The organism is Pseudonocardia aurantiaca (assembly GCF_039526725.1).
GTDB classification, from domain to species: domain Bacteria; phylum Actinomycetota; class Actinomycetes; order Mycobacteriales; family Pseudonocardiaceae; genus Pseudonocardia; species Pseudonocardia aurantiaca.
Genome location: NZ_BAAAJG010000011.1, coordinates 340,242 through 360,229, shown reverse-complemented (window position 1 = coordinate 360,229; position 19,988 = coordinate 340,242). Strand labels below are relative to the sequence as shown.

The following is a 19,988-nucleotide window of genomic DNA, read 5'->3' as shown; positions in this document are numbered from 1 at the left end:
GAGGCGCGGGACCGACGACTCACCCCGGCCGCCGCGCAACCCCCGATGACGGCGGGTCCGCCCAGAGCGGACCGATCCTCTCGAACCACGTTTCGGAGCTATTGAAGCCCCTCCGGCACCATCGTTTGCCATCCTCTTACCAACGACCGACGAATGGATAACCCGGCGCCCCCTAGTGTCCGACGCGCTGTGGCTCGGCGTACCCGCCGTTCCCGTGATATCGGGCCACGGTCACGTTTCGGTCGGACCCACACTTTCCATATCCACGGACGTCGCAGGCCGGTCCCCGAAATGCCGGTCGGCGCCCCGGCAGACGGCCCGAGAAAGAGGCTCAATGACGTCGCAACACGCCCTAGCACCGAGCCGCCAGCTCCTCAGCAAGGTCCCAGAAGTGACGATCTACTTCTGGATCATCAAGGTGCTCTGCACGACAGTGGGCGAAGCGGCCGCCGACTTCCTCAACGTCAACATGAACTTCGGCCTGACGGGCGTGTCGGTGGTCACCGGCGTCCTGCTGGCCGTCGCACTGTTCTTCCAGTTCGCTGCCCCGCAGTACAGGCCGGGCAGGTACTGGCTGACGGTGGCCCTGGTCAGCGTCTTCGGAACCTTGGTGACCGACAACCTCACAGACAACGCCGGACTGCCCCTCGAGGCGAGCACGCTGATCTTCAGCGTTCTCCTCGCTCTCACCTTCGCCGGATGGTATCTCTCCGAGAAGACGCTCTCCATTCATTCCATCTTCACCCGGCGACGGGAAGCGTTCTACTGGCTGGCGATCCTCTTCACCTTCGCACTCGGCACCGCGACCGGTGACCTCATGGCCGAGGTGCTCGGGCTCGGCTACCTGGTGACCGGAGTCATCGTGGCGGCCCTGATCGCCGTCTTTGCGATCGCGTGGCGATCCGGACTCAACTCGGTGCTCGCCTTCTGGGTCATCTACATCCTGACCCGCCCGCTGGGGGCATCGGTCGGCGACTACCTTTCGCAGCCGCCCACCCAGGGCGGGCTGGGCCTGGGTGCCACGGTGACGAGCCTGATCTTCACGGCCGCGATCGTCGGCACCGTCACCTATCTCGCGGTGACGAAGGCCGACATCATCGCGAGCGAAGCGGCCGTGGCCACGGACGAGGCAGCGGAACGCGGAGGGCTGCTGCAGACGATCGTCGTCGTGGCGATCGTGGTCGTCGCGGGAGGGGCGGGGTACTTCGTCCGCACGTCCGCACTCCAGAGCGACACGACGGGCTCGGACAGCACGGCGCAGTCGGTCGCGACCGGGGGCCAGGCAGCCGGCGCAGGCCAGGAAGCGCAGGCCGCCGGTGGAGGCCAAGCGGCACCGGCCTCGACCCTGGGAGACCTCTCGACGTTCCGCGGCATCACACAGGACACGCTGAACCTCCTCGACGGCGGCGACCAGGCCGGCGCCACGGCCCGCGTCGATGATCTGGAGATCGAGTGGGACAACGCCCAGTCGCGCCTGAAGCCGAGGGACAAGGCGGCGTGGACCGAGATCGACGGCAAGATCGACACGGTGCTGCGTGAGCTACGGTCGACGAGCCCGAACCCGGCAAGCGAGAAAACCGCGCTCACCGCGCTGCTGACCGCGCTCGGGTGAGCTGACGCTTTCACTGATCGAGTCTCATCGCGAGCGGGCCGACCGGGGTCGCCGGTCGGCCCGCCCGCGTTCTTAATCCTGGGATGCGGTGATGATTCCGTACTTTCTCCGCAGATGCGGCGATCTCGTCGGCTAGGCTCCTCCAGCGTTCGTGCCCCGCGAGAGGCGGCGCGTCAGGGGAGGCTGATGTGAAGCTTCGGATGCCGGTCGTGCTGGCCGCCGTTGTGGCGGCAACGGCTACGGCCTGTGGGGGCGCCGCGCCCGCACCCGGCGCGCGCGAGCTGACGGTGTTCGCCGCCGCGTCGCTGACCGAGACGTTCTCGGCGATGGAGAGGCAGTTCGAGGCCGAGAACCCCGGCGTCGACGACGCTCCAGGACGCGGGCTTCGGCACCCCGTGACCGACCCTCCTAGCCCTTGCGTTCCAGCGTGTAGCGGACCGTCTGGGCCCGGATGCCGTCGTCGGTGAAGACGAACGTATCGATGCCGTCCATCGCCTGGGTCGTCGCGGACACGGCGCTCCACTCGATGAACAGGATGTCGCCCTCGAAGATCTGCGTCGGGACGCTCCAATCGGCGTCGGGCAGGTCGGCGAGCAGCTTCACGAAGCCCTCGCGCACACCATCCTTGCCCCGCTTGACCCCGGACGGCGTGATGAACACGGCGTCCTCGGTGTAGTCGGCCACGATCTCTTCCACGTCACCGGCGATCAACGCACCGGCGTGGTGCTCGAAGATCTCCTGCGGGGTACGCGCCATCGTCGTCTCCTCCGTGTGCAGCCGAAGGTCGGCCAAGGTCGGTCAGGACCGTCCTGAGTGTTCACCCAGACCGCGCCCACGCACAGCAGCCGTGCCGGGAGGTGGGGCCTTTCGATCTCGAGGGTGAACATCCGCCCTCGAGCACGGCCCCCGCCGTCAGCGCCCGGCTGCCGCTCGGCCCGAACCCGGAGCGGGCCCGGCCCGCCGCTGCTCGCCGACGCCGTCGATGACCGCGCGGGCCATCGCGGTGAGCCGACGGTTGCCGGCGCGGGCAGACCCCCGCAGCACCCCGAATGCCTGCTCGGTGTCCATGCCCAGCCGTTCGGCGAGCACACCCTTGGCCTGCTCGATGACCACCCGGCTGGAGAGGGCATCAGTCAGCTGCGCGATGAGCATCTTCTGCTTGTACTGCTCACGCCACTGCAGCAGGCCCGCCGTGGCCACGTCCGCGAGCGCCTGAGCGATCCGCACCGCGGCCCCATCCACTCCACCGGCGGTGCACCACATCAGGCTGACCACACCCAGCACCTGCTCGTGCCGCCGCATCGGTACTGCGAGCAACCCGACGTACCCCGCGCCCCGGCAGCTCGGTCCGAACCGCGGCCACCGTCGGGTGGTCCGGTCCGCTCCCAGGTCCGCTACCGCGAGCGCCCGCCCGCTGCGATAACAGTCGACGACCGGACCCTCGTGCCACTGCAGCTGCCACTGCTCCAGCAACCGAGCCTGCTCGCTGGTGCAGGCCAACACATCCAGATTCCCCTGTGGATCGGCCAGCACGAGCCCGGCCGCATCCACCTCCAACATGGCCACGGACCGGTCCACGAGCTGCCCCAGGTACCCCACGACGTCCGACCCGGTCGTCAAGCCGCCCGCAACCCGCACGAACGCCTCGGCCAGTGACTCATTGCTCGGCAAATTGCCCATCCGCCCCTCGTTGAGCTCCGATCCGAGGGCCACCGGCACGGCGAGTCGTCACGCCGCTAGCCGGTGCCTGGTCGCTGTTCGCGAACGCACTCGCCCACGCGTACCGCGCGAGCCGGCCAGCTGTCGGTGCCTCGCATCGCCCCTTCGGAGCGAGGCCTTTGCTGTTTGCGTTCCGGGCCAACGTAACCCGTCCCCCGGGCAATGGGCCACAACGTGACCGACCTCAGAGTCGCGGGTGGCCAGAACCCCTCCGCATCTCCGGGCAAGTCGGACATCCATGGTCCTCGCAGGTCGAACGCCTGCAGGACACAGCCGGAACGAGCCGCGGGGCTTCAACCGGAGCCCGAGCACCGTCTGATCACCCCGCCGCGTTCGTCGGCTCCGCGGACGGCCCGGCGACCTCGCCGGCGAGCGCGCCCAGCGCCTCCGCGAGGCTCGGATCGGCGACAGGCCGTGCCCGACCCGCAGGAGCGCGCATCGGCCGCGCCCCGGCCCGACCCGCCGGACGGGGAGCCAGCAGTGCGTGGTCGAACTCAGCGGTGGGAACCGTGTCGAGTAGTCGGAACTCGAGCCGCTCCATCGCAAGCAGGAACATTCCGATCATCACCGGCGCCAGCAGCACGAGCGCGAGCACAAGCAGGACCACGCGACCCTCCAAGGTGGGTGCGGCAGCGGATCCATCAGACCTGCCGGCGCCGCCGGGATGACAGGACCCACGGTTCTCCGGAGACCCGCTCCCGCGCATCACCCGCCACGAAGGAGCCGGGCCCGAGAGTGTGCGCCGAGCGGACTGACACCGGAGGTGCCAACGGCCCTAACCCCAAAGCCGTTCAGTTGGGCGGTGGGCGGTGGTGTCAAGGACCGGCGCCGGCAGCGAGGGACGCGATCACTCCACGAACCACACGTCGGCGAGATCCACCGCGGCCACTCCCTGGTCGGCGGCGATCCGCTCGATCGCGGAGGCAAGTATCAGCGACAGATCGACTGCGACGTCGGCGAGTCCGTCCACCCCTGCTTCGGCGAGCACGGCAGCGGCGACGCCGCGCGCCGCGAACACACCTTGTTCGTAGTTGTGGTCGTCCGAGAGCACGGCCCGCACGGACTCGTACGCCCGCGCCCGGGCGTACAGGTCGATGGACTCGCCTGGAACTCTTCTGTCCTCACTCACGCTGTGCTCCTCCGGGCCGGCCGTGGATCGTCGCTCCGACCGGTGACCAGCCCCGGGTGCCCGGGCACTGTGACGCAGAGTACCCGGGAATGCGGCTACTCATCCGTCGTGGAGACCGTCAACCACTCGACCGTACGGGCTACAGTCACGCCGCCGGCCGGCCGAGGTAGTGGGCCGTCCTTCGGCACCCGTGAGGAGCACCAGCGTGGGCCATGTTCCCGAGGCGCATTCCCACCGGAAGATGCCCGATGCCATCCGTGCGGTGCTGTCGGACGACCACAGCCACGAGCGCGGGCTGGCCGCCTTGCAGGACCTCATGGACCAGATCGTCCGCGATGAGGGCGCTGCAGGACTCCGCGAGCTCACGGTGGCGCTGGCACTCGGCCTGGCAAGCGCGCTCGAGCAGATCGCCGTCGAACAGGGTGTCGCCGCCGCTGACCTCGCGGAGGTCTGGTTCACGGACTGACGGTTGACGCCGGACGCTCCTGCCGATCGGCAAGAGCGTCCGGCCCCAGCTGGTCAGCCGCGGCGCCTGCTCACGCGGCGCGCGGTCCGTCGCGACGTACGCCGCGCGACCCTGCGGGATCCGAACATGGTCCACCTCCTCCCACCGTCCGCCGGCCCGGCCGATGCGGCCGGACGAGCGCCGACCGGGCGCTGACCGACCTCACCGTGCGCCGACGCCGGCCGTCTCGAGGTCGTGCAGGTCCGTTGCCTCCTGCGCGGACACCATCCCGATCCCGACCAGGTCGAGCGGGCTGATGAAGGCGTCGCCGATGCGGTAACCGCCGGCGGCGGCCACCGCGTCCCGCAGTGGGACGGCCCAGGCGTGCTCGAGGAGGAGCAGCGCCGCCGCCGAGCCGTTGGGGATGTCCTCCAGCACGTCCCATGCGTCCTCGTCGGAGAACACGCGAGCACCGCTCGCTGCCGCGGCGGCGCCGGCCTCCGCGCCCGGTTCGATGCCCGCCTCCCCCTCGATCCCGAGCCCGATCAGCGCCCCGACCTTGCTGCCGAGCTCGACCGCCTCGTCGTCGGTCAGGTTGCTGAGGTGGGCCACCTCGACCTCGCCGTTGGCGTCCTTGTGAACCGCCAGCGCGTCGATCACCCGAACGGTGTCGCTCTCCCGCAGGCGCTCCAGTTCCGTGATGATCCCGCCGTGGAAGTCCGGTTCGGGGAACCCCAGCACGATCAACTGCACAGGTCCGATACTCATCTCTCTCCCTCTCCGTCGCGGCCGGCGCTCCGGGTCGTGCCTCCGGGTGCCGGGAGGGCCAGGGTCGACGCATCCGACCGTCGCGACCTCATCCCCGGCGGGTGACCGGGCAGGAGCGTCGGACGGGTCCGGCAGCCGTTCCAGGGAGATCACCTCGAGACCCATGGCGCTGCACTGGGCCAGCAGGCCGTACAGATCGGACTGTTCGATCACTTCCCCGAACATGATCGTCTGAGGAGGGACCGCCTGGAAGTCCATCGCGCTGAAGGCGCTCCGCACCCGCTCGGACACCCAGCCGCTCACCCGCACCTCGTATCGCGCACGCACCATCGAACTCTCGCTTCCTTCGGGCCCGGCCGGACCGGCGCAAGGTGCCACCCTCCTCCGCCGGAGCCCGCCGGGCATCGCCCTGCCCGGATGATCCGGGTGCGTCCTGAAGCCCAGGGAAACGCATGTGAGACCCCGTGGCGCACGGCAGCCGCCAGATCGTTCTGCACTTTCGTCACGGCGATCAGGTTCGCGGGATATTGATGTTCCCGGCCCGTCCATAGGTTCAGCATTCCCACTGCGGGAGCACGAACAGATCTGACCCCTACCGATCAAAGCCGAAGGCTGCTACCTGCAACGACATGCCGAAGCGTTACATTTTAGCCGCAGATTCACAGAGGGTTGTCGCAGCTTCATGTCGATGGACACCAACCTGTCCGTAGCTCTATCGTGATTCTCCCACCGCCACGCGCTGAAGATCGAATGTGAATCAGACCCGCCGGAGATCCAGCCGAACGTCGAACAAGGCGATCGCGTGGACTACCCGGGGGGGCCGGACGGCCTGTCGGGAGTTGATCGCTGTGCCGCTCGTACCGCACACCAAGATCGCGATTCCGCCGCTGCCTCCCGAGTTCGTGGAACGGGCTGCCCTTCGCGCGGAGCTCGACGCGAGTGTGGCCGCCGATATGGCGCTGGTGTGTGCCCCCGCCGGCTACGGCAAGACGCTGCTGCTGGCGGACTGGTCGCGCACGAGCCCGGGCGTGGACACGGCATGGGTCAGCCTCGACCGCGACGACAACGACCCGAGGAGGTTGTGGGCGTCGATCGTGGCCGCGCTCGCAGCCTGCCCGTCGGTTCCCGACTCGAGCCGCCTGCACGGGCCTTGGGTCTGGCGGGCCGACGCCCAGCCCGAGTTCCTCGCCGAGCTCATCGACGCGCTCGGGGCCTTGCCCCGGCCCATCCGGTTGATCCTCGACGACGTGCACGAGCTGGTCGACACCGAGGCGCTGCACGGCATGCAGATCCTCACCCGCAACCGCACCCCCGGGGTACAGCTCGTCCTCTCCAGCCGGCTGGATCCCCCACTGTCCCTCCCCCGGCTGCGCCTTGCGGGAAGGCTGTGGGAGCTGCGGGCCGCGCAGATGCGCTTCTCGGTGAGCGAGACGACGGCGCTGCTGGAGAAGTCGGGGCTGCACCTCACGCCCGCCCAGGTCGACCTGCTGCATCAGCGAACCGGCGGGTGGGCCGCCGGGTTGCGCCTGGCCGCAACCGGTGCGGCCGAGTCCGCCGACCTGGACGCGTTCGTGACCCAGTTCTCCGGCAACGAGAGCTCCGTCGCCGACTACCTCGTCGGGGAGGTTCTCAGCGGGTTGCCCGCGGACGTGCAGGATTTCCTGCGGGCGATCAGCATCAGCGAGCCGATCCCTACGGACCTCGCCGCCGAGCTGTCCGGGCGGCAGGACGCCGGCCGCCTGCTCGACCGGCTCGAACGCCAGACCTCCCTGCTGTCACCCACCGGGTGTCAGCGCGACGCCTACAGCGTCCAGGAGCTCCTGCGGGCGCATCTGCGCGCCGACCTCCACAGGCAGGGGGTGCAGCGAGCAACCGACCTGCACCGCGTCGCCGCCCGGTGGTGGGCGGGCAGGCTCGAACCGGTCCAGGCCCTGGACCACGCGGCGCTGAGCCAGGACGCGGGATTGCTGAAGGGCCTGCTGCACCAGTTCGCCGTTCCGCTGATCCTCGCCGGGGACCACGGGCCGCTTCGGCGCGCCCTGGCCACCGCGGGCGCGCAGGCTGTCGCGACGAATCCCTGGCTGGCGCTGATCTCGGCGCTGACCCACTTCGAGGCGGGCGAGCTCCGCGCCGCCCGCGGGGATCTGCGCCATGCCCGGCAGTCCTGGCCCGCCCACGGCTCCGCGGGCCTGTCCGTGCTCCGCGCCGTGGCCGAGCAGTTCAGCGCCGGGGTGGCCCAGACGCCACCGTCGCCGCCCAAGTTCGCCGTCAGGGACATCAGTGAGCTGCCCACCGAACCCGAACTGGAGGCGCTGGCCCGGCTGAGCCGCGGCACCACCCGACTCGAGCGGCACGACCTGGCCGGGGCACGCGTGGAGTTCGAGGCCGCGCTGCATCTGAGCCGGAGCCACCGCTTCGACTACCTGACGCTGCAGTGCCTCGCGCTCTTGGCCGGCGTCGCGGGCAGCGCGGGCGAGGTGCAGACGATGCGGGCGTTGAGCGTCCAGGCCGTCGCGAAGGCGGGCGAGCACGGATGGGAGGACTCGACGTGGTCCGGCGCGGCCATGGCGATGTTGGCCTACTCCGCGCTCATGCGGACCGATACCGACGAGGCCGAGCGCCTCGCGACCCAGGGCCTGGCGCTGGGGGGCGCGGCGTCGTCTCCCCGGTTGCGATTCGCTCTGCACGCCGTCCAGGGCGCCGCCACCTTCGACCTCGGGGACCGAGCGGGCGGGCTGGCCCAGCTGCAACAGGCCCGCTCCGAGTTCGGCGACGTTTCGGCGAGTGCGGAGCAAGTCGGTTCGCTCGCGATGTTGGAGTTCCGCGCGGCGCTGCTGCTCGGGCACTCCGCTGCGGCCCGAACGGTGCGGGGGTGGCTGGCCGACCGCACCAGCGACAACGCCGAGCTGGTGGTGATGCAGGCGTGGACCGAGGCGACCGGCGGCCGTCACGAGCACGCGCGGTCGCTTCTCCGCCCCGTGCTGAACGGAGCCGTGCCGGCCCTTCTTCCGCACACCCTGGTGGACTCGTGGCTGCTGGAGACGTCGCTCGCCGTCGCCTCCGGGGAACGGCCCGCCGCCCGCAGGGCCCTGCAGAGCTCGCTGGCCGTCGCCGAGCCGCTCGACGCGCTCCGCCCCTTCGCGCATGCCGGCCCAGGTATCCGCGAGCTGCTCGTGCACCAGCACGGCAGCTTCGGCGCCTCGGACGCGTTCGCCGAGCGTGCGATCGCGGCGGGTGCCGGTGGCGCGGAACGGCGGGCGATGCTCAGCGAGCGGGAGCTCACCGTGCTCGGGCTGCTCCCGTCGATGCTGTCGCTCGACGAGATCGCCGCCGACCTCACGGTCTCGGTGAACACCGTGAAGAGCCACGTGAGGTCGATCTACACCAAGCTGGGCGTCAGCAGCAGACGCCTGGCGGTGCTCACGGCCCACGAACACGGCCTGCTGACAAGCACCCTGCGCCTGGGCTAGTGTCCCGCGCCGACGGCACAGCACACACCCAGCCGGTACCGGACACCCGATGGACGGTGTGTGCAGCACCGGGGCGGTGTGTGCCGTCCCGCAGGTCACAGGCCGGACTCGGCCTTCACACGGCCCGAGTAGATCGCTTCCACCAGCGCGCTGTGGTCGCGCTCGTTCTGGTCGGCGTACAACGCCGCGAAGTCGCCTACGGCCTCGTCGAACGCCGGGCCCGAGCCGAGGTACGCGGCGATCGCCACGCGGTCACCGCTGCGGGCGTGCGCGCGGGCAAGGGTCCAGCCGCACAGCTCCCCGTACGCCCGCATCCCCTTGGGGACCATCGCGCTGAGCTCGGCCGATCCCTTCCAGTCCCGCAGCTGCCGCAGGTAGAAGTCCCGGGTCTGCCCGTCGAAGCCCTGCACCTGGACCCAGCCGAGGAAGATGTCGCCGACGGCCTGCATGAGCCGCTGCCCGACGACGACACGCTGGCCGCAGTTGTCGTACTCGCTGGCTCCGGCGTACTCCTCCAGCACCGACGGGCAGGCCTCCTTCGCCTGCAGGAACAGCGGGTCGTGCTCGTCGTCGCCGAGCAGGAGCGCCATGTAGCAGCGGGTGCCCACGCTCCCGACGCCGACGACCTTGCGAGCGAAGTCCACGAGCCAGTACCGGTCCAGCAGTTCGCGGCGTTCCGGTTCCAACGACGTCCGATAGGACTCGAGCATGCCGCGCAACTGCTCCGTGACCTCGGCCGGGTGCATGCCTTCGCCCACGAGGTCGCGCAGGGGCACGATCAGCGGTGGGTCGCCGATGATCGCGGGCCGTCCGCCATCGGTGCCGGCGAACCGCCCGAGCGCCCCGAGGTTGTCCTTGGTCCTCGCCTTCACGAAAGAGCGGGACATGTTCCGGCGCAGCGCGCCGCTGAGCTCCGGGCCGAACCGGGCCTCGATTGTGGACGCGTTGGCGTGGGCATACCAGACCTCGAGCGCGGTGCGGTCGGCGAACTCCCGCATCGTGCGCCGGTACGCCGACGTCGCCGCCAGGACGATCGCCCGCCGCTCCTTGGAGGAGAAGTCGTTGTCCCGCCCGGCGATCTCCAGGCTGGCCGCAAGCCGCTTGACGTCCCACTCCCATGGCCCCGGAAGGGTCTCGTCGAAGTCGTTGATGTCGAAGACGAGGTTCCGCTCCGGTGAGGCGAACAGGCCGAAGTTGGCCAGGTGGGCGTCGCCGCAGGCCTGGACGGTCAGCCCGGTCCGCGGGGTGCCCGCGAGGTCGTTCGCCATGGGCAGGGCCGCGCCGCGGAAGAACGTGAAGGGGGAGACGGCCATCCGCCCGTACCGGATCGGCAGGAGCTCCGGCACCCTGGACGCGGCCTGGGCCGCCAGCAACGTCACCGGGTCGGGCCGCCGAGCAGCCGGCTTGAACTCCGCGTGGCTGGAGCGCGGCACCTCGGCTCGGGCCGCCTTCCCCCGCGCCACCCGCTGCTCGCGGGTCGGGCGGGGCATCGCGTCGGTCCGCAGACCGCCGCTGCCTCGGGTTGTCACCTGTGTCATCGCTGGTCACTCCTTCGCACGACTGGACGCCCCGCTCCGGGCTCGTTCCAGGCTCCGGGCTCAGTTCCTGGTTCCGGGCTCATTCGAGGTGGGGTTCGCTCGCCCCGGCGAGTGCGTGGTGGATCCACCGGCGGGCCCCGGACTCCAGCCGCAGGGCCGTCACGTCGGACGGGTCGAACCAGGCGGCCTCGGCGATTTCGCGCCCGTCCGGGCGGGGCCTGCGCCATTCGCTCCAGCCGTGAAAACACACGACGAACTGCTGGCGGACCTGACCGCCGGACGCGGCCCGGACGACGTGCGCCGGGTCGGTGAACAGCCCGACGAACCCGGTGATCCTCACCTGTAGGCCGGCTTCCTCGGCCGTCTCACGTACCGCGGCCTCGACCGCGCTCTCCCCGACGTCGACGCGCCCGCCGGGAAGCTCCCACGCGCCGCTGTCGGCCCGCCGCACCAGCAGCAGCCTGCCCTGTACCTCACGCACTGCGACGAACACCGACGGCGCGACAACCGTCGCCACCGGAGCGTCGGGGTCGTGGAAGTGCACCCGCCTGGCCACCCTCCCGCCATGGCGTCCCGGTCCAGGCGTGATGCTGACGTCTGTCATGACACGCCTCGCCTCGGTCCGCCGCTCGTCCGCGGCCCACAGGTTCGGACACAGCGGACGCTCCCGGCATCCCCCGAGCCGGGTGAGACCACGGGTCATCCGGCCGGGGTGACGACGGGCGCGACCCTCGGCGCCACGGTGGTGGTCCGCAGTCGGGCCCGGAGGAGGCGGAGTGTCATGGACCTCGACGCAGAAGGCCGGACCGCATCGCCGTCTCCACCGCCCCCTCGAGCCAGACGGCGGGCGGCGGCGGCCGTGGCGCTCGTGGCGCTGCTCGCCGCCGTGGTGGTCGTGGCCGCAAGTCTCGTGCAGAACCCGTGGCGGTTCCTGCTCGCCCTGGTGCTCGTCGTCATCGCGGTCCTCGCCGGATGGACCGCGCTGGTGAACCGCGGTGGCCGCAGGATCGCCGCGACCGCGGTGGCATTGCTGGCACTGGTCGGGATCGTGTTGCTGCTCATCAGCTCCGTGGCGCAGGTCGCGGTGCTGATCGGTCTCGTGATCCTGTCGACCGCGACGGCCCGGGTCGCGCTTGGGCACGACCTGGTCCCCGCGCCCGCGGGGACCAGGTCCGTCGGCCCGGCCCGCCGCGGAGTGCTGCTGATGAACCCGTGGTCGGGCGGCGGGAAGGTCGAACGGTTCGCGCTGGAGGACGAGGCGCGGCGCCGCGGCGTCACGCCGATCGTGCTCCGCCGCGGCGACGACCTGCGAAAACTTGCCGAGCACGCAGCCGAGCAGGGCGCGGACGTCATCGGTATGGCAGGCGGCGACGGGTCACAGGCATTGGTCGCCGACGTCGCACGTCAGCACGACCTCCCGTTCGTGTGCGTGCCTGCCGGCACCCGCAACCACTTCGCGCTCGACCTCGGGCTCGACCGCGACGACGTCCGGGCCGCGCTGGACGCCTACGGCCCGGCGGTGGAACGCCGCATCGACCTGGCGCTGCTCGGCGACCGCGTCTTCGTGAACAACGCCTCGCTCGGCGTGTACGCCAACGTCGTGCGGTCCGACGCCTACCGAGACGCGAAGCTCGCGACGACCGCGCAGTTGCTTCCCGACATGCTCGGGCCGACCGCGAAGGGCTTCGACCTCCGCTTCACCGGCCCCGACGGCGCCGAGAGCAGCTCGGCGGACGTCGTGCTCATCTCCAACGGCGTCTACCGGCTCGACACGCTGGGCGGGTTCGGCACCCGGCAGCGGATGGACGCAGGCATCCTCGGCGTGGTCACAGTGACGGTGGACCGGGCGCGGGACATCCCCGCTCTGGCCTCAGCAGAGGCCACCGGGCGCATCGCGCAGTTCCGCGGCTACCGCGAGTGGACGACGCCGGAGTTCGCGGTCGACTCGGCCGACGAGCTCGTCGCCGTCGGGGTCGACGGCGAGGCGCTGGCGCTTCCACCGCCGCTGGTGTTCCGGTCGCTCCCCGGAGCGCTGCGCGTGCGCACTCCGGTGGACGCGCCGGGCGCCTCCCCCGCGGCCGCGGCGCCACCCGGGATCGGGAGTACCGTCCACGCGCTCGTGCGGGTGCTCGCCGGACGCCCGGCACGCTGAGGCACGCTGAGGCGCCCGGGGAAGTTGCTCGGCCACGCCGACCGCCTACGGTCAGACGGTCAGGAGCGCGCCGACCCGGCCTTGCCGGCCCGGGGGCGAACGGGCTTCGCCACCGCGGGCTGGACGGCCGCCGCCGAGTTCACCGTGGCCGCTGAGGCGGTCGACCAGGTCAGCTCGACCTCGAGCTCCACCTCGTCGCCGTCCACCTCCACCTCCACCTCGCACTGGATGTTGTCGGGGACATGGAGTTTGAGCGTGCTGGAACCCAGCTCGACCTCCACCTTGCCGTCCGCGCTGAGCGCGTCGGCCAGGGCCGAGAGCAGGCGCGCGGCCTGCTGGCGCGTGAGGGACTCGGTGCGACTGATCTCAACGTCCGACATGGAACGGCTCCGTCCTTGTTCGATTGCCGGTAGTCGCCCTGCCCTGCTCGGCCGCGGCCTGCGCTCGGCGCAGCCGCGTTCCCGACGGCGGGGTCGCTCAGGTGGGCGCGGTGGTCATGTCGGCCGTGGGCTCCGCCTGGGCGCGGCGCTTGCGGCGCGGCTTCTTCGTCGGCGTCGGCGCCGACGGGTCCGGCTCCTTCGGCGAGGAGCGCAGCAGGGCATCGGCCCACCGGGCTTGCGGGTCGATGTCTACGAGCAGGGCCTTGGCCAGCAACGTCAGCGGGATGGCGAGGATCGCCCCGAGCGGGCCGATCAGCCACGCCCAGAACACCAGCGCGAGGAACGTGACGGTGACCGACAGCCCGACCGCGTCGCCGATGAACCGGGGCTGGATCAGCGACTGCACCACGAAGTTGAGCGCGCAGTAGACGATGATCACGATCACCATCAGCTGCGGCCCGCCGGTCAACAGCCCGAGCAGGGCGGGCGGCACCACGCCGATGATGAACCCGACGTTGGGGACGTAGTTCGTGACGAACGCCAGTAGGCCCCAGGTGATGGCGAGCGGGATGCCCAGTATCGCCAGCGCGATCGTGTCGAGCACGGCGACGATGAGCCCGAAGATGGTGGTCACCAGCAAGTACTGCCGGGTGCCCCAGGCGAAGTGGCCCAGCGCCTCGGCGATCCTCGGCCGGTCCGCCGCGATGGACGCGAGCCGGTCGCCGGTGCCCCCGGCCTCGACGCTGAGGAACAGCAGCAGCGCGAGCAGGAACACGAAGTTCGTCGCCAGCCCGGCGATGCTGCCCAGCAGCGACCCGAGCACGCCCGCGAGGTTGCCGAGGTTCAGGGAGCTCTTCACCTGGTTGATCTGGTCCGGTCCCACTCCCAGCGAGGCCAGCTCCGCCGAGGCGGACTTCAGCAGGCTGTCGGCCGCCGACGCGTACTGCGGCAGCTCGGTCGCGAGCCGGGCCACGGAGATGATGATCCCCAGGGCGAGGCCGAACAGGATCGCGTAGACGAGCACGACCACCACGAGCGACGTCGCCCACCCGGGCCAGCCGTGGCGTCGCAGCCAGCCCTGCACCGGCGCGACCGCGATCACGATGATCAGCGCCATGAACGCCGGGCCGATCAGCCACGCAACGGCCTGCACCCCGGCGACGACCACCACGGTTGAGGCCGCGCCGATGAGGATGACCAGGGCGCGCGGCAGGCCGCTCCCGCGCGGGCCCGCGCCGTTCCGCGGCGACGGGACCGCAGGGGCGGCCGGGGGGTCGATAGCCGAAGCGGTCACGCCGCGACGCTAGGCGCGTATCCGGTCCGGCGGCGTCACCCGCCGCGGGTGGATGACGGCGCCGACCAGTGCCGATCCCGGTCCGGACGGGCCGGCCCGGCCGGGTCATCCGCGGCGGGTGATGCCGAGCAGGCGCGTGCGGGCGACCGTTGCGCGATCAGTGGCTGCCTCGCACCCGTAGCGGCGCCCAGGCGTGTTTGAAGGAGCTCGAAATGCCTCTGTGGGACGTGGTGGTGTCCATCTTCTGGTTCATGATCCTGTTCACCTGGATCTGGCTGCTGATCGCGATCTTCAGCGACATGTTCCGGGACCACGAGCTGTCGGGTTGGGGGAAGGCGTTGTGGACGCTGTTCCTGGTCGTCTTGCCGTGGCTGGGTGCCCTCGTGTACCTGATCGTCCGCGGCAAGTCGATGAACGAGCGCGCCAGGGCCCAGGCGCAGCGCAACGAGCAGGCCTTCGGGCAGTACGTCCGGGAGACCGCCGGAACCAGCACAAGCACGGCTGACGAGTTGGCCAAGCTCGCGGACCTGCGGGACCGCGGAACCCTCACGCCCGAGGAGTTCGAGCGGGCCAAGGCGAAGGTGCTGGGCCAGGAACCCGCGGCGGCCGCTGCCGGACGGCACGCCGACCAGCGCCCGGTCTCCGCCACGCCGTGACCGGGGCGGACGCCGGCGAGAGCAAGGCCCGGCCACGCCGACGCTCCGCAGGGTTCCTCAGTTCCCGCTGGGCCGACGAGCGGGAGCTGACAGACGCGATCCACGGGTTGGTGGTCGGGTCGGGGGTCATGGTGGCCGCGAGCCTGCACGGCACCCTCGGGCAGGTCGTGGTCGCCGTGGTTGCCACGCTGCTCGTCTACTGGGTTGCCGAGCGGTACGCGGAGGTCCTCGCCGAAGGTGTGCACGGGCGGGCGCTCAACCGGAGGCGCATCGGCCAGGCGCTGCGGCGCGGCTGGCCGATGCTGCAGTCGTCGTACGCCCCGGTTGTCGTGCTGCTCGTGACGTCGGCGCTGGGAGCCGAACTGCCGGGCGCCGTTCTCTCGGCGCTGGGGCTGTCGACGGCGCTGCTCGCCGGCATCGGGTATGACGCCGCGCGCCGCTCGGGCACGCCGGTCGGGGCCTCGCTCCTGTGGGCGGGCGGGACGGCCCTGCTCGGCGTGGCCGTCATCGTGCTGAAGCTCGCACTGCACTGATCTTCCTGATCTTCACTGCACTGATCTTCACGGGGTTGGCAGGTATGAGCAGGAGTGAGGCGGCACCGCAGGCCGCGGCGGCGGCAGCGGGCGGGGTCTTGCTGACGCTCGCCAGCGGCCAGTTCCTCATGACCCTCGACAGTTCGGTCATGAACGTGGCGATCGCGACCGTCGCCGAGGACGTCGGCACCACCGTCACCGGCATCCAGGCCGCAATCACCCTCTACACGCTGGTGATGGCGATGCTGATGGTCACCGGCGGAAAGATCGGCTCGATCATCGGCAGGCGGCGGGCCTTTGCGATCGGGTGCGTGATCTACGGCCTTGGTTCGCTCACGACCGCGCTGGCCCCCAACCTGGCCATACTGGTGCTCGGCTGGTCGGTGCTCGAGGGGATCGGAGCCGCGCTGATCCTGCCGGCGATCGTCGCGCTCGTCGCCGGGAACTTCCCGGCGGAGGGCAGGCCCCGCGCGTACGGCCTGGTGATGGGCGCGGGCGCAGTCGCGGTGGCGGTCGGCCCGCTGATCGGCGGGATCGCGACGACGTACTTCTCGTGGCGCTGGGTGTTCGTCGGCGAAGTGTTCGTCGTCGTGGGGATCCTGGCCCTGGCCCGCCGCGTCCAGGACGCGCCGCCGGAGGCCCGGCGCCCCTTCGACGTCATCGGCTCCGTGCTCGTCGCCGTCGGTTTGGGCGCGGCGGTGCTGGGTGTCCTGCAGTCGGCGGAGTGGGGCTGGGTGCAGCCGAAGCCGGGCGCGCCGTCCCTCCTCGGGATATCCCCCACGGTGTGGCTGGTCCTCGCCGGGCTGCTGGTGATCTTGGGCTTCCTCGAACAGGAGTCCCGGCTGGAGGCGGCGGGCGGGGAACCGCTGGTGCGACCGTCGATGTTCGGCAACCGGCAGATGACCGGCGGGCTGTTGATGTTCTTCGTGCAGTACCTCGTGCAGGCCGGGTTGTTCTTCATCATCCCGCTGTTCCTGTCGGTCGCGCTCGGGCTCTCCGCGCTCGAGACCGGCGTGCGCATCCTGCCGCTCTCGATCACGCTGCTCGCAGCGGCCGTCGGCGTTCCGCGGTTCTTCCCCGACGCTTCACCCCGCCGCGTGGTCCGGCTGGGGCTGCTGGCGATGTTCGCCGGGATCGTGGTGCTGGTGGCCGCCATCGACCCCGCTGCCGACGCCCGCATCGTGACGATCCCGCTGCTGCTCGCCGGCCTGGGGATCGGCGCGCTGGCCTCGCAGCTCGGCGCCGTGACGGTGTCCGCGGTGCCCGACGATCTGAGCCCCGAGGTGGGCGGCCTGCAGAACACCTCCACGAACCTCGGCGCGGCGATCGGCACGGCACTCGCCGGCTCGATACTCATCACCGCGCTCACCACCTCGTTCCTCCAGGGCGTCGAGCAGAACCCGGCGATCCCGGAGCAGGTCAAGTCCCAGGCGACCGTCCAGCTCGCCGGCGGGGTCCCCTTCCTCTCCGATGCCGCGCTGCAGCAGGCGCTGGCGCAGGCCGGCACCCCTCCGGCCGTGGCCGAGGCCGCGCTCGACGTCAACCAGCAGGCCCGGGTCGACGGGCTCCGGTCAGCGCTCACGGTTCTCGCGATGATCACGCTCGTCGGGCTCTTCGTAGCGCGGCGAGTGCCGGACCGCCCCCAGCGCTCGGCAGCGTCAGACGCGGCGCCACCGAGTCCGACCGAGGGGAGGTGACCGCCGCGCACGGCTCGCTCAGCCGTCGCCCCGCTCACTGTCGTCCTCGCCCATCAGGAACGCGACCAGCCACAGTGTGGGCGGGAGGAAGACCATCATCAGCAACCCGCTGGTCAGCAGGCCCGCATCGGAGAGGAAAAGGCCGAGTACGACCAGCGGCACCGCCACCCCGAGGGCCAGCTTCATAATCATGCGCAGTACGCGCTCGCGCCGGGTCCGACCGGACGTGTGCATCAGGACCGCCAGCGCCGGGTCCTCCGCGGAGAGGCTCTCCTCGATCTCACGTAGTGCGCGCCGCTCCCGCCGGCTGAGTGCCATCACCGGCTCCTACCCGTGCTCGACGGCGGACGTGCTGTTCCCCGTCATTTCCGTGCGGCCCGGTCGAGCGCCTGGTCGAGGGTGATCGCGGCGTCGATCAGGGCGAGGTGGGTGAAGGCCTGCGGGAAGTTGCCGATCTGCTCACCGGTCAGGGCGATCTCCTCCGAGAACAACCCCACGTGGTTGGCGTAGGTGAGCATCTTCTCGAACGCCAACCGCGCGTCGTCCAGCCGGCCCGCCCGCGCCAGCGCATCGACATAGGTGAACGAGCAGAGCGAGAACGTGCCCTCCGAACCCCGCAACCCATCCGGCGACGCCCCCGGGTCATACCGGTACACCAGGCTGTCGGTCACCAGCTCCGCATCCATCGCCCGCAACGTCGACGCCCACATCGGGTCATACGGGGAGATGAACCCGACACTCGACATCCGCAGCAGCGACGAGTCCAGCACCGAGCTGCCGTAATGCTGAACGAACGCCCCCCGCTCGGCGTCCCAGCCCTTCTCCATGATCTGCTCATAGATCGCGTCACGCGCCGCCGTCCACGTCTCCACAGCCGCCGGGCGCCCCCGCGCCGCTGCCATCCGGATGCCGCGGTCGAACGCCACCCAGCACATCAACCGGCCATAGGTGAAGTCCTGCCGCCCGCCGCGGGTCTCCCAGATACCCTCCTCCGGCTGGTCCCAATGCGCGGCCAGCCAATCCAGCAGCTCCCGGATCGCGGACCAGCCGCGATGCCCGACCTGCAGCCCGCGCGCATCGGCGAAGAAGATGCTGTCCGCCGCCTCCCCGTAGATGTCGAGCTGCAACTGGTCGGCGGCGCCGTTACCGACCCGCACCGGACGCGAGCCGCGGTAACCCGACCAGTGCTCCAGCGAGTCCTCCTTGAGGTCCGAGGACCCATCCACCCGGTACATGATGTTCAGCGGGCCGCCCTCGCCCCCGGCGCGCTCCTCCACGCGGTCCCGCAACCACAGGCTGAACTGCGCCGACTCCTCGACGAAGCCGAGGCGCAGCAGCGCGTACACCGAGAACGACGCGTCACGCACCCACGTGTAGCGGTAGTCCCAGTTGCGCTCGCCACCAACCTGCTCAGGCAGCCCAGTCGTGGGCGCAGCGACCAGCCCGCCGGACGGGGCATAGGTCATCAGCTTCAACGTGATCGCCGAACGCTCCAGCGTCTCCCGCCAGCGCCCCGAGTAGGTGCAACGGGACAGCCACGAGCGCCAGAACGCCACCGTGTCGTCGAAGAGCCGCTCGAACTCCGCCACCCGGATCTCCCGCGGCGGCCCCGCGGCGCCCGACTCCAGCACCACACCCCGCACGTCCCCCGCCGCCAGCTCGACCGTCACCCGCAGGTCGCCCTCATCCACCCGGACGTGCGCCAACCGCGCGTCATCGGGCTCCCGCACCGGGTGCAGGGTCAACGTCAGGGCCTCGGTGCTGAACACCGCCCCCTGCGCGGTCAGCTCCGTCCGGTGCGCCCTACGGCCGTAGTCGAACCGCGGGGCGATATCGACCTCGAACGTCATCGAGCCGCGGACGCAGCGCAGCATCCGGACCAGCCGGTGGTTCCCGGTCGCCTCGCGGCCGGTGGGCGGCATGAAGTCGACGACCTCCCCCGCCCCCGCCTCGGTGCTGAACCGCGTGACGAGGATGGCGGTGTCCGGGATGTACATCTGCTTCGTCGTGTAGGCCCGGTCGGCGGGCCGCACCCGGAAGTGCCCGCCGCGCTCGTCGTCGAGAAGCGCACCGAACACGCTGGGCGAGTCGAACCGCGGGCAGCAGAACCAGTCGACCGACCCGTCCGTGCTGACCAGCGCGGCCGTCTGCAGGTCACCGATCAGGCCATGGTCGGCGATCGATGCCTCGGTCATAGCTGCCTCCTCGGCGGTGCCCGGAACACGGCGTCCGGCCGACCGTGAACCGTGCCGCGGACCGGACCCCGAGGCATCACCCGTGCCGGAGGACTACTCGCGGTGCCCGGGCGGCTCCGCACGCTCACCTGGGCAGGGTGATGCGGCCTGTCCGCGGCCGCCGCACGGTGACAGTCCCGGACCGCTGTGAAGGGAGGCACGCCACATGACCGCAGCGACGCCAGGACCGGCGGGGACGTGGACGCACTTCGTCACTACGCCGCGCGGTCCCTGCATCACAACGGCATCGACGCGGACTCGACGGCGGCGCCGCCGACACCCGGGTTGCTCCGATACGTGGACGGGGACCTCGACAACCCGGCTGGAGCAGCTCACCCGCGCCCTGGACCGCGCGAGATCG

The 19,988-nt window shown here is 71.0% G+C and carries 18 protein-coding genes; 7 read left to right on the top strand and 11 right to left on the bottom strand.

The window, feature by feature from the left end:
* Positions 1 to 175 precede the first annotated feature (175 nt).
* Positions 176 to 1,612 carry a COG4705 family protein gene (locus ABD143_RS19550; protein WP_343980115.1) on the top strand — a complete coding sequence of 479 codons (1,437 nt, stop codon included), beginning with the start codon at positions 176 to 178 and terminating at the stop codon, positions 1,610 to 1,612.
* 408 nt (positions 1,613 to 2,020) lie between these two features.
* Here the strand turns inward: ABD143_RS19550 and ABD143_RS19545 are convergent, their stop codons facing one another.
* From ABD143_RS19545 to ABD143_RS19530, 4 genes are all read right to left on the bottom strand, one after another.
* Entirely contained in the window at positions 2,021 to 2,368 is a 348-nt protein-coding gene (locus tag ABD143_RS19545; RefSeq protein WP_343980112.1) for a nuclear transport factor 2 family protein, read from the bottom strand.
* Between the two features lie 156 nt (positions 2,369 to 2,524).
* Positions 2,525 to 3,292 (bottom strand): GAF and ANTAR domain-containing protein, encoded by a 768-nt coding sequence (locus ABD143_RS19540; RefSeq protein WP_343980110.1) that lies wholly within the window; start codon positions 3,290 to 3,292, stop codon positions 2,525 to 2,527.
* Between the two features lie 358 nt (positions 3,293 to 3,650).
* Positions 3,651 to 3,938: a hypothetical protein gene (locus ABD143_RS19535; protein ID WP_343980107.1), complete on the bottom strand. Its 288-nt coding sequence runs from the start codon at positions 3,936 to 3,938 to the stop codon at positions 3,651 to 3,653.
* A 240-nt stretch (positions 3,939 to 4,178) separates the two neighbouring features.
* Positions 4,179 to 4,460, bottom strand: coding sequence for a hypothetical protein (locus ABD143_RS19530; protein WP_343980104.1), 282 nt, complete (start codon positions 4,458 to 4,460; stop codon positions 4,179 to 4,181).
* 205 nt (positions 4,461 to 4,665) lie between these two features.
* On the opposite strand from ABD143_RS19530, the gene ABD143_RS19525 reads away from it, so the two are divergent.
* On the top strand, positions 4,666 to 4,926 hold the full coding sequence (locus tag ABD143_RS19525; RefSeq protein ID WP_343980101.1) for a hypothetical protein: 261 nt from the start codon (positions 4,666 to 4,668) through the stop codon (positions 4,924 to 4,926).
* A gap of 201 nt (positions 4,927 to 5,127) precedes the next feature.
* Here the strand turns inward: ABD143_RS19525 and ABD143_RS19520 are convergent, their stop codons facing one another.
* A complete protein-coding gene (locus tag ABD143_RS19520; RefSeq protein WP_343980098.1) occupies positions 5,128 to 6,003 on the bottom strand; it encodes a hypothetical protein in 876 nt (291 codons plus the stop codon).
* A 518-nt stretch (positions 6,004 to 6,521) separates the two neighbouring features.
* On the opposite strand from ABD143_RS19520, the gene ABD143_RS19515 reads away from it, so the two are divergent.
* Entirely contained in the window at positions 6,522 to 9,143 is a 2,622-nt protein-coding gene (locus tag ABD143_RS19515) for a winged helix-turn-helix domain-containing protein (protein WP_343980095.1), read from the top strand.
* A 95-nt stretch (positions 9,144 to 9,238) separates the two neighbouring features.
* Here ABD143_RS19515 and ABD143_RS19510 read toward each other — a convergent pair whose 3' ends face one another.
* Together ABD143_RS19510 and ABD143_RS19505 are read right to left on the bottom strand one after the other, a co-directional pair.
* The gene (locus ABD143_RS19510) at positions 9,239 to 10,681 is read right to left on the bottom strand and encodes a DUF2252 domain-containing protein (protein ID WP_343980092.1); all 1,443 of its coding nucleotides are present in this window, start codon (positions 10,679 to 10,681) and stop codon (positions 9,239 to 9,241) included.
* 79 nt (positions 10,682 to 10,760) lie between these two features.
* On the bottom strand, positions 10,761 to 11,285 hold the full coding sequence (locus ABD143_RS19505) for an NUDIX hydrolase (protein WP_343980088.1): 525 nt from the start codon (positions 11,283 to 11,285) through the stop codon (positions 10,761 to 10,763).
* A gap of 177 nt (positions 11,286 to 11,462) precedes the next feature.
* On the opposite strand from ABD143_RS19505, the gene ABD143_RS19500 reads away from it, so the two are divergent.
* Entirely contained in the window at positions 11,463 to 12,833 is a 1,371-nt protein-coding gene (locus ABD143_RS19500; protein ID WP_343980085.1) for a diacylglycerol/lipid kinase family protein, read from the top strand.
* 59 nt (positions 12,834 to 12,892) lie between these two features.
* Here ABD143_RS19500 and ABD143_RS19495 read toward each other — a convergent pair whose 3' ends face one another.
* Positions 12,893 to 13,213: an amphi-Trp domain-containing protein gene (locus ABD143_RS19495; RefSeq protein ID WP_343980082.1), complete on the bottom strand. Its 321-nt coding sequence runs from the start codon at positions 13,211 to 13,213 to the stop codon at positions 12,893 to 12,895.
* 97 nt (positions 13,214 to 13,310) lie between these two features.
* Positions 13,311 to 14,507: an AI-2E family transporter gene (locus tag ABD143_RS19490; RefSeq protein WP_343980079.1), complete on the bottom strand. Its 1,197-nt coding sequence runs from the start codon at positions 14,505 to 14,507 to the stop codon at positions 13,311 to 13,313.
* Between the two features lie 212 nt (positions 14,508 to 14,719).
* On the opposite strand from ABD143_RS19490, the gene ABD143_RS19485 reads away from it, so the two are divergent.
* From ABD143_RS19485 to ABD143_RS19475, 3 genes are read left to right on the top strand one after another with little or no spacing between them, the layout of a single operon-like run.
* Positions 14,720 to 15,163: an SHOCT domain-containing protein gene (locus ABD143_RS19485; protein WP_343980076.1), complete on the top strand. Its 444-nt coding sequence runs from the start codon at positions 14,720 to 14,722 to the stop codon at positions 15,161 to 15,163.
* Positions 15,160 to 15,696 carry a hypothetical protein gene (locus tag ABD143_RS19480; RefSeq protein WP_343980074.1) on the top strand — a complete coding sequence of 179 codons (537 nt, stop codon included), beginning with the start codon at positions 15,160 to 15,162 and terminating at the stop codon, positions 15,694 to 15,696. Before ABD143_RS19485 ends, ABD143_RS19480 begins: the two co-directional genes overlap by 4 nt.
* 44 nt (positions 15,697 to 15,740) lie before the next feature.
* Positions 15,741 to 17,393 (top strand): MFS transporter, encoded by a 1,653-nt coding sequence (locus ABD143_RS19475; protein WP_343980071.1) that lies wholly within the window; start codon positions 15,741 to 15,743, stop codon positions 17,391 to 17,393.
* Positions 17,394 to 17,411: 18 nt separating this feature from the next.
* Here ABD143_RS19475 and ABD143_RS19470 read toward each other — a convergent pair whose 3' ends face one another.
* Both ABD143_RS19470 and ABD143_RS19465 read right to left on the bottom strand, forming a co-directional pair.
* Complete coding sequence (locus ABD143_RS19470) at positions 17,412 to 17,711, bottom strand: DUF3040 domain-containing protein (protein WP_343980067.1); 300 nt, start codon at positions 17,709 to 17,711, stop codon at positions 17,412 to 17,414.
* Positions 17,712 to 17,755: 44 nt separating this feature from the next.
* Positions 17,756 to 19,588, bottom strand: coding sequence for a glycoside hydrolase family 15 protein (locus tag ABD143_RS19465; RefSeq protein ID WP_343980064.1), 1,833 nt, complete (start codon positions 19,586 to 19,588; stop codon positions 17,756 to 17,758).
* Positions 19,589 to 19,988: the final 400 nt, after the last annotated feature.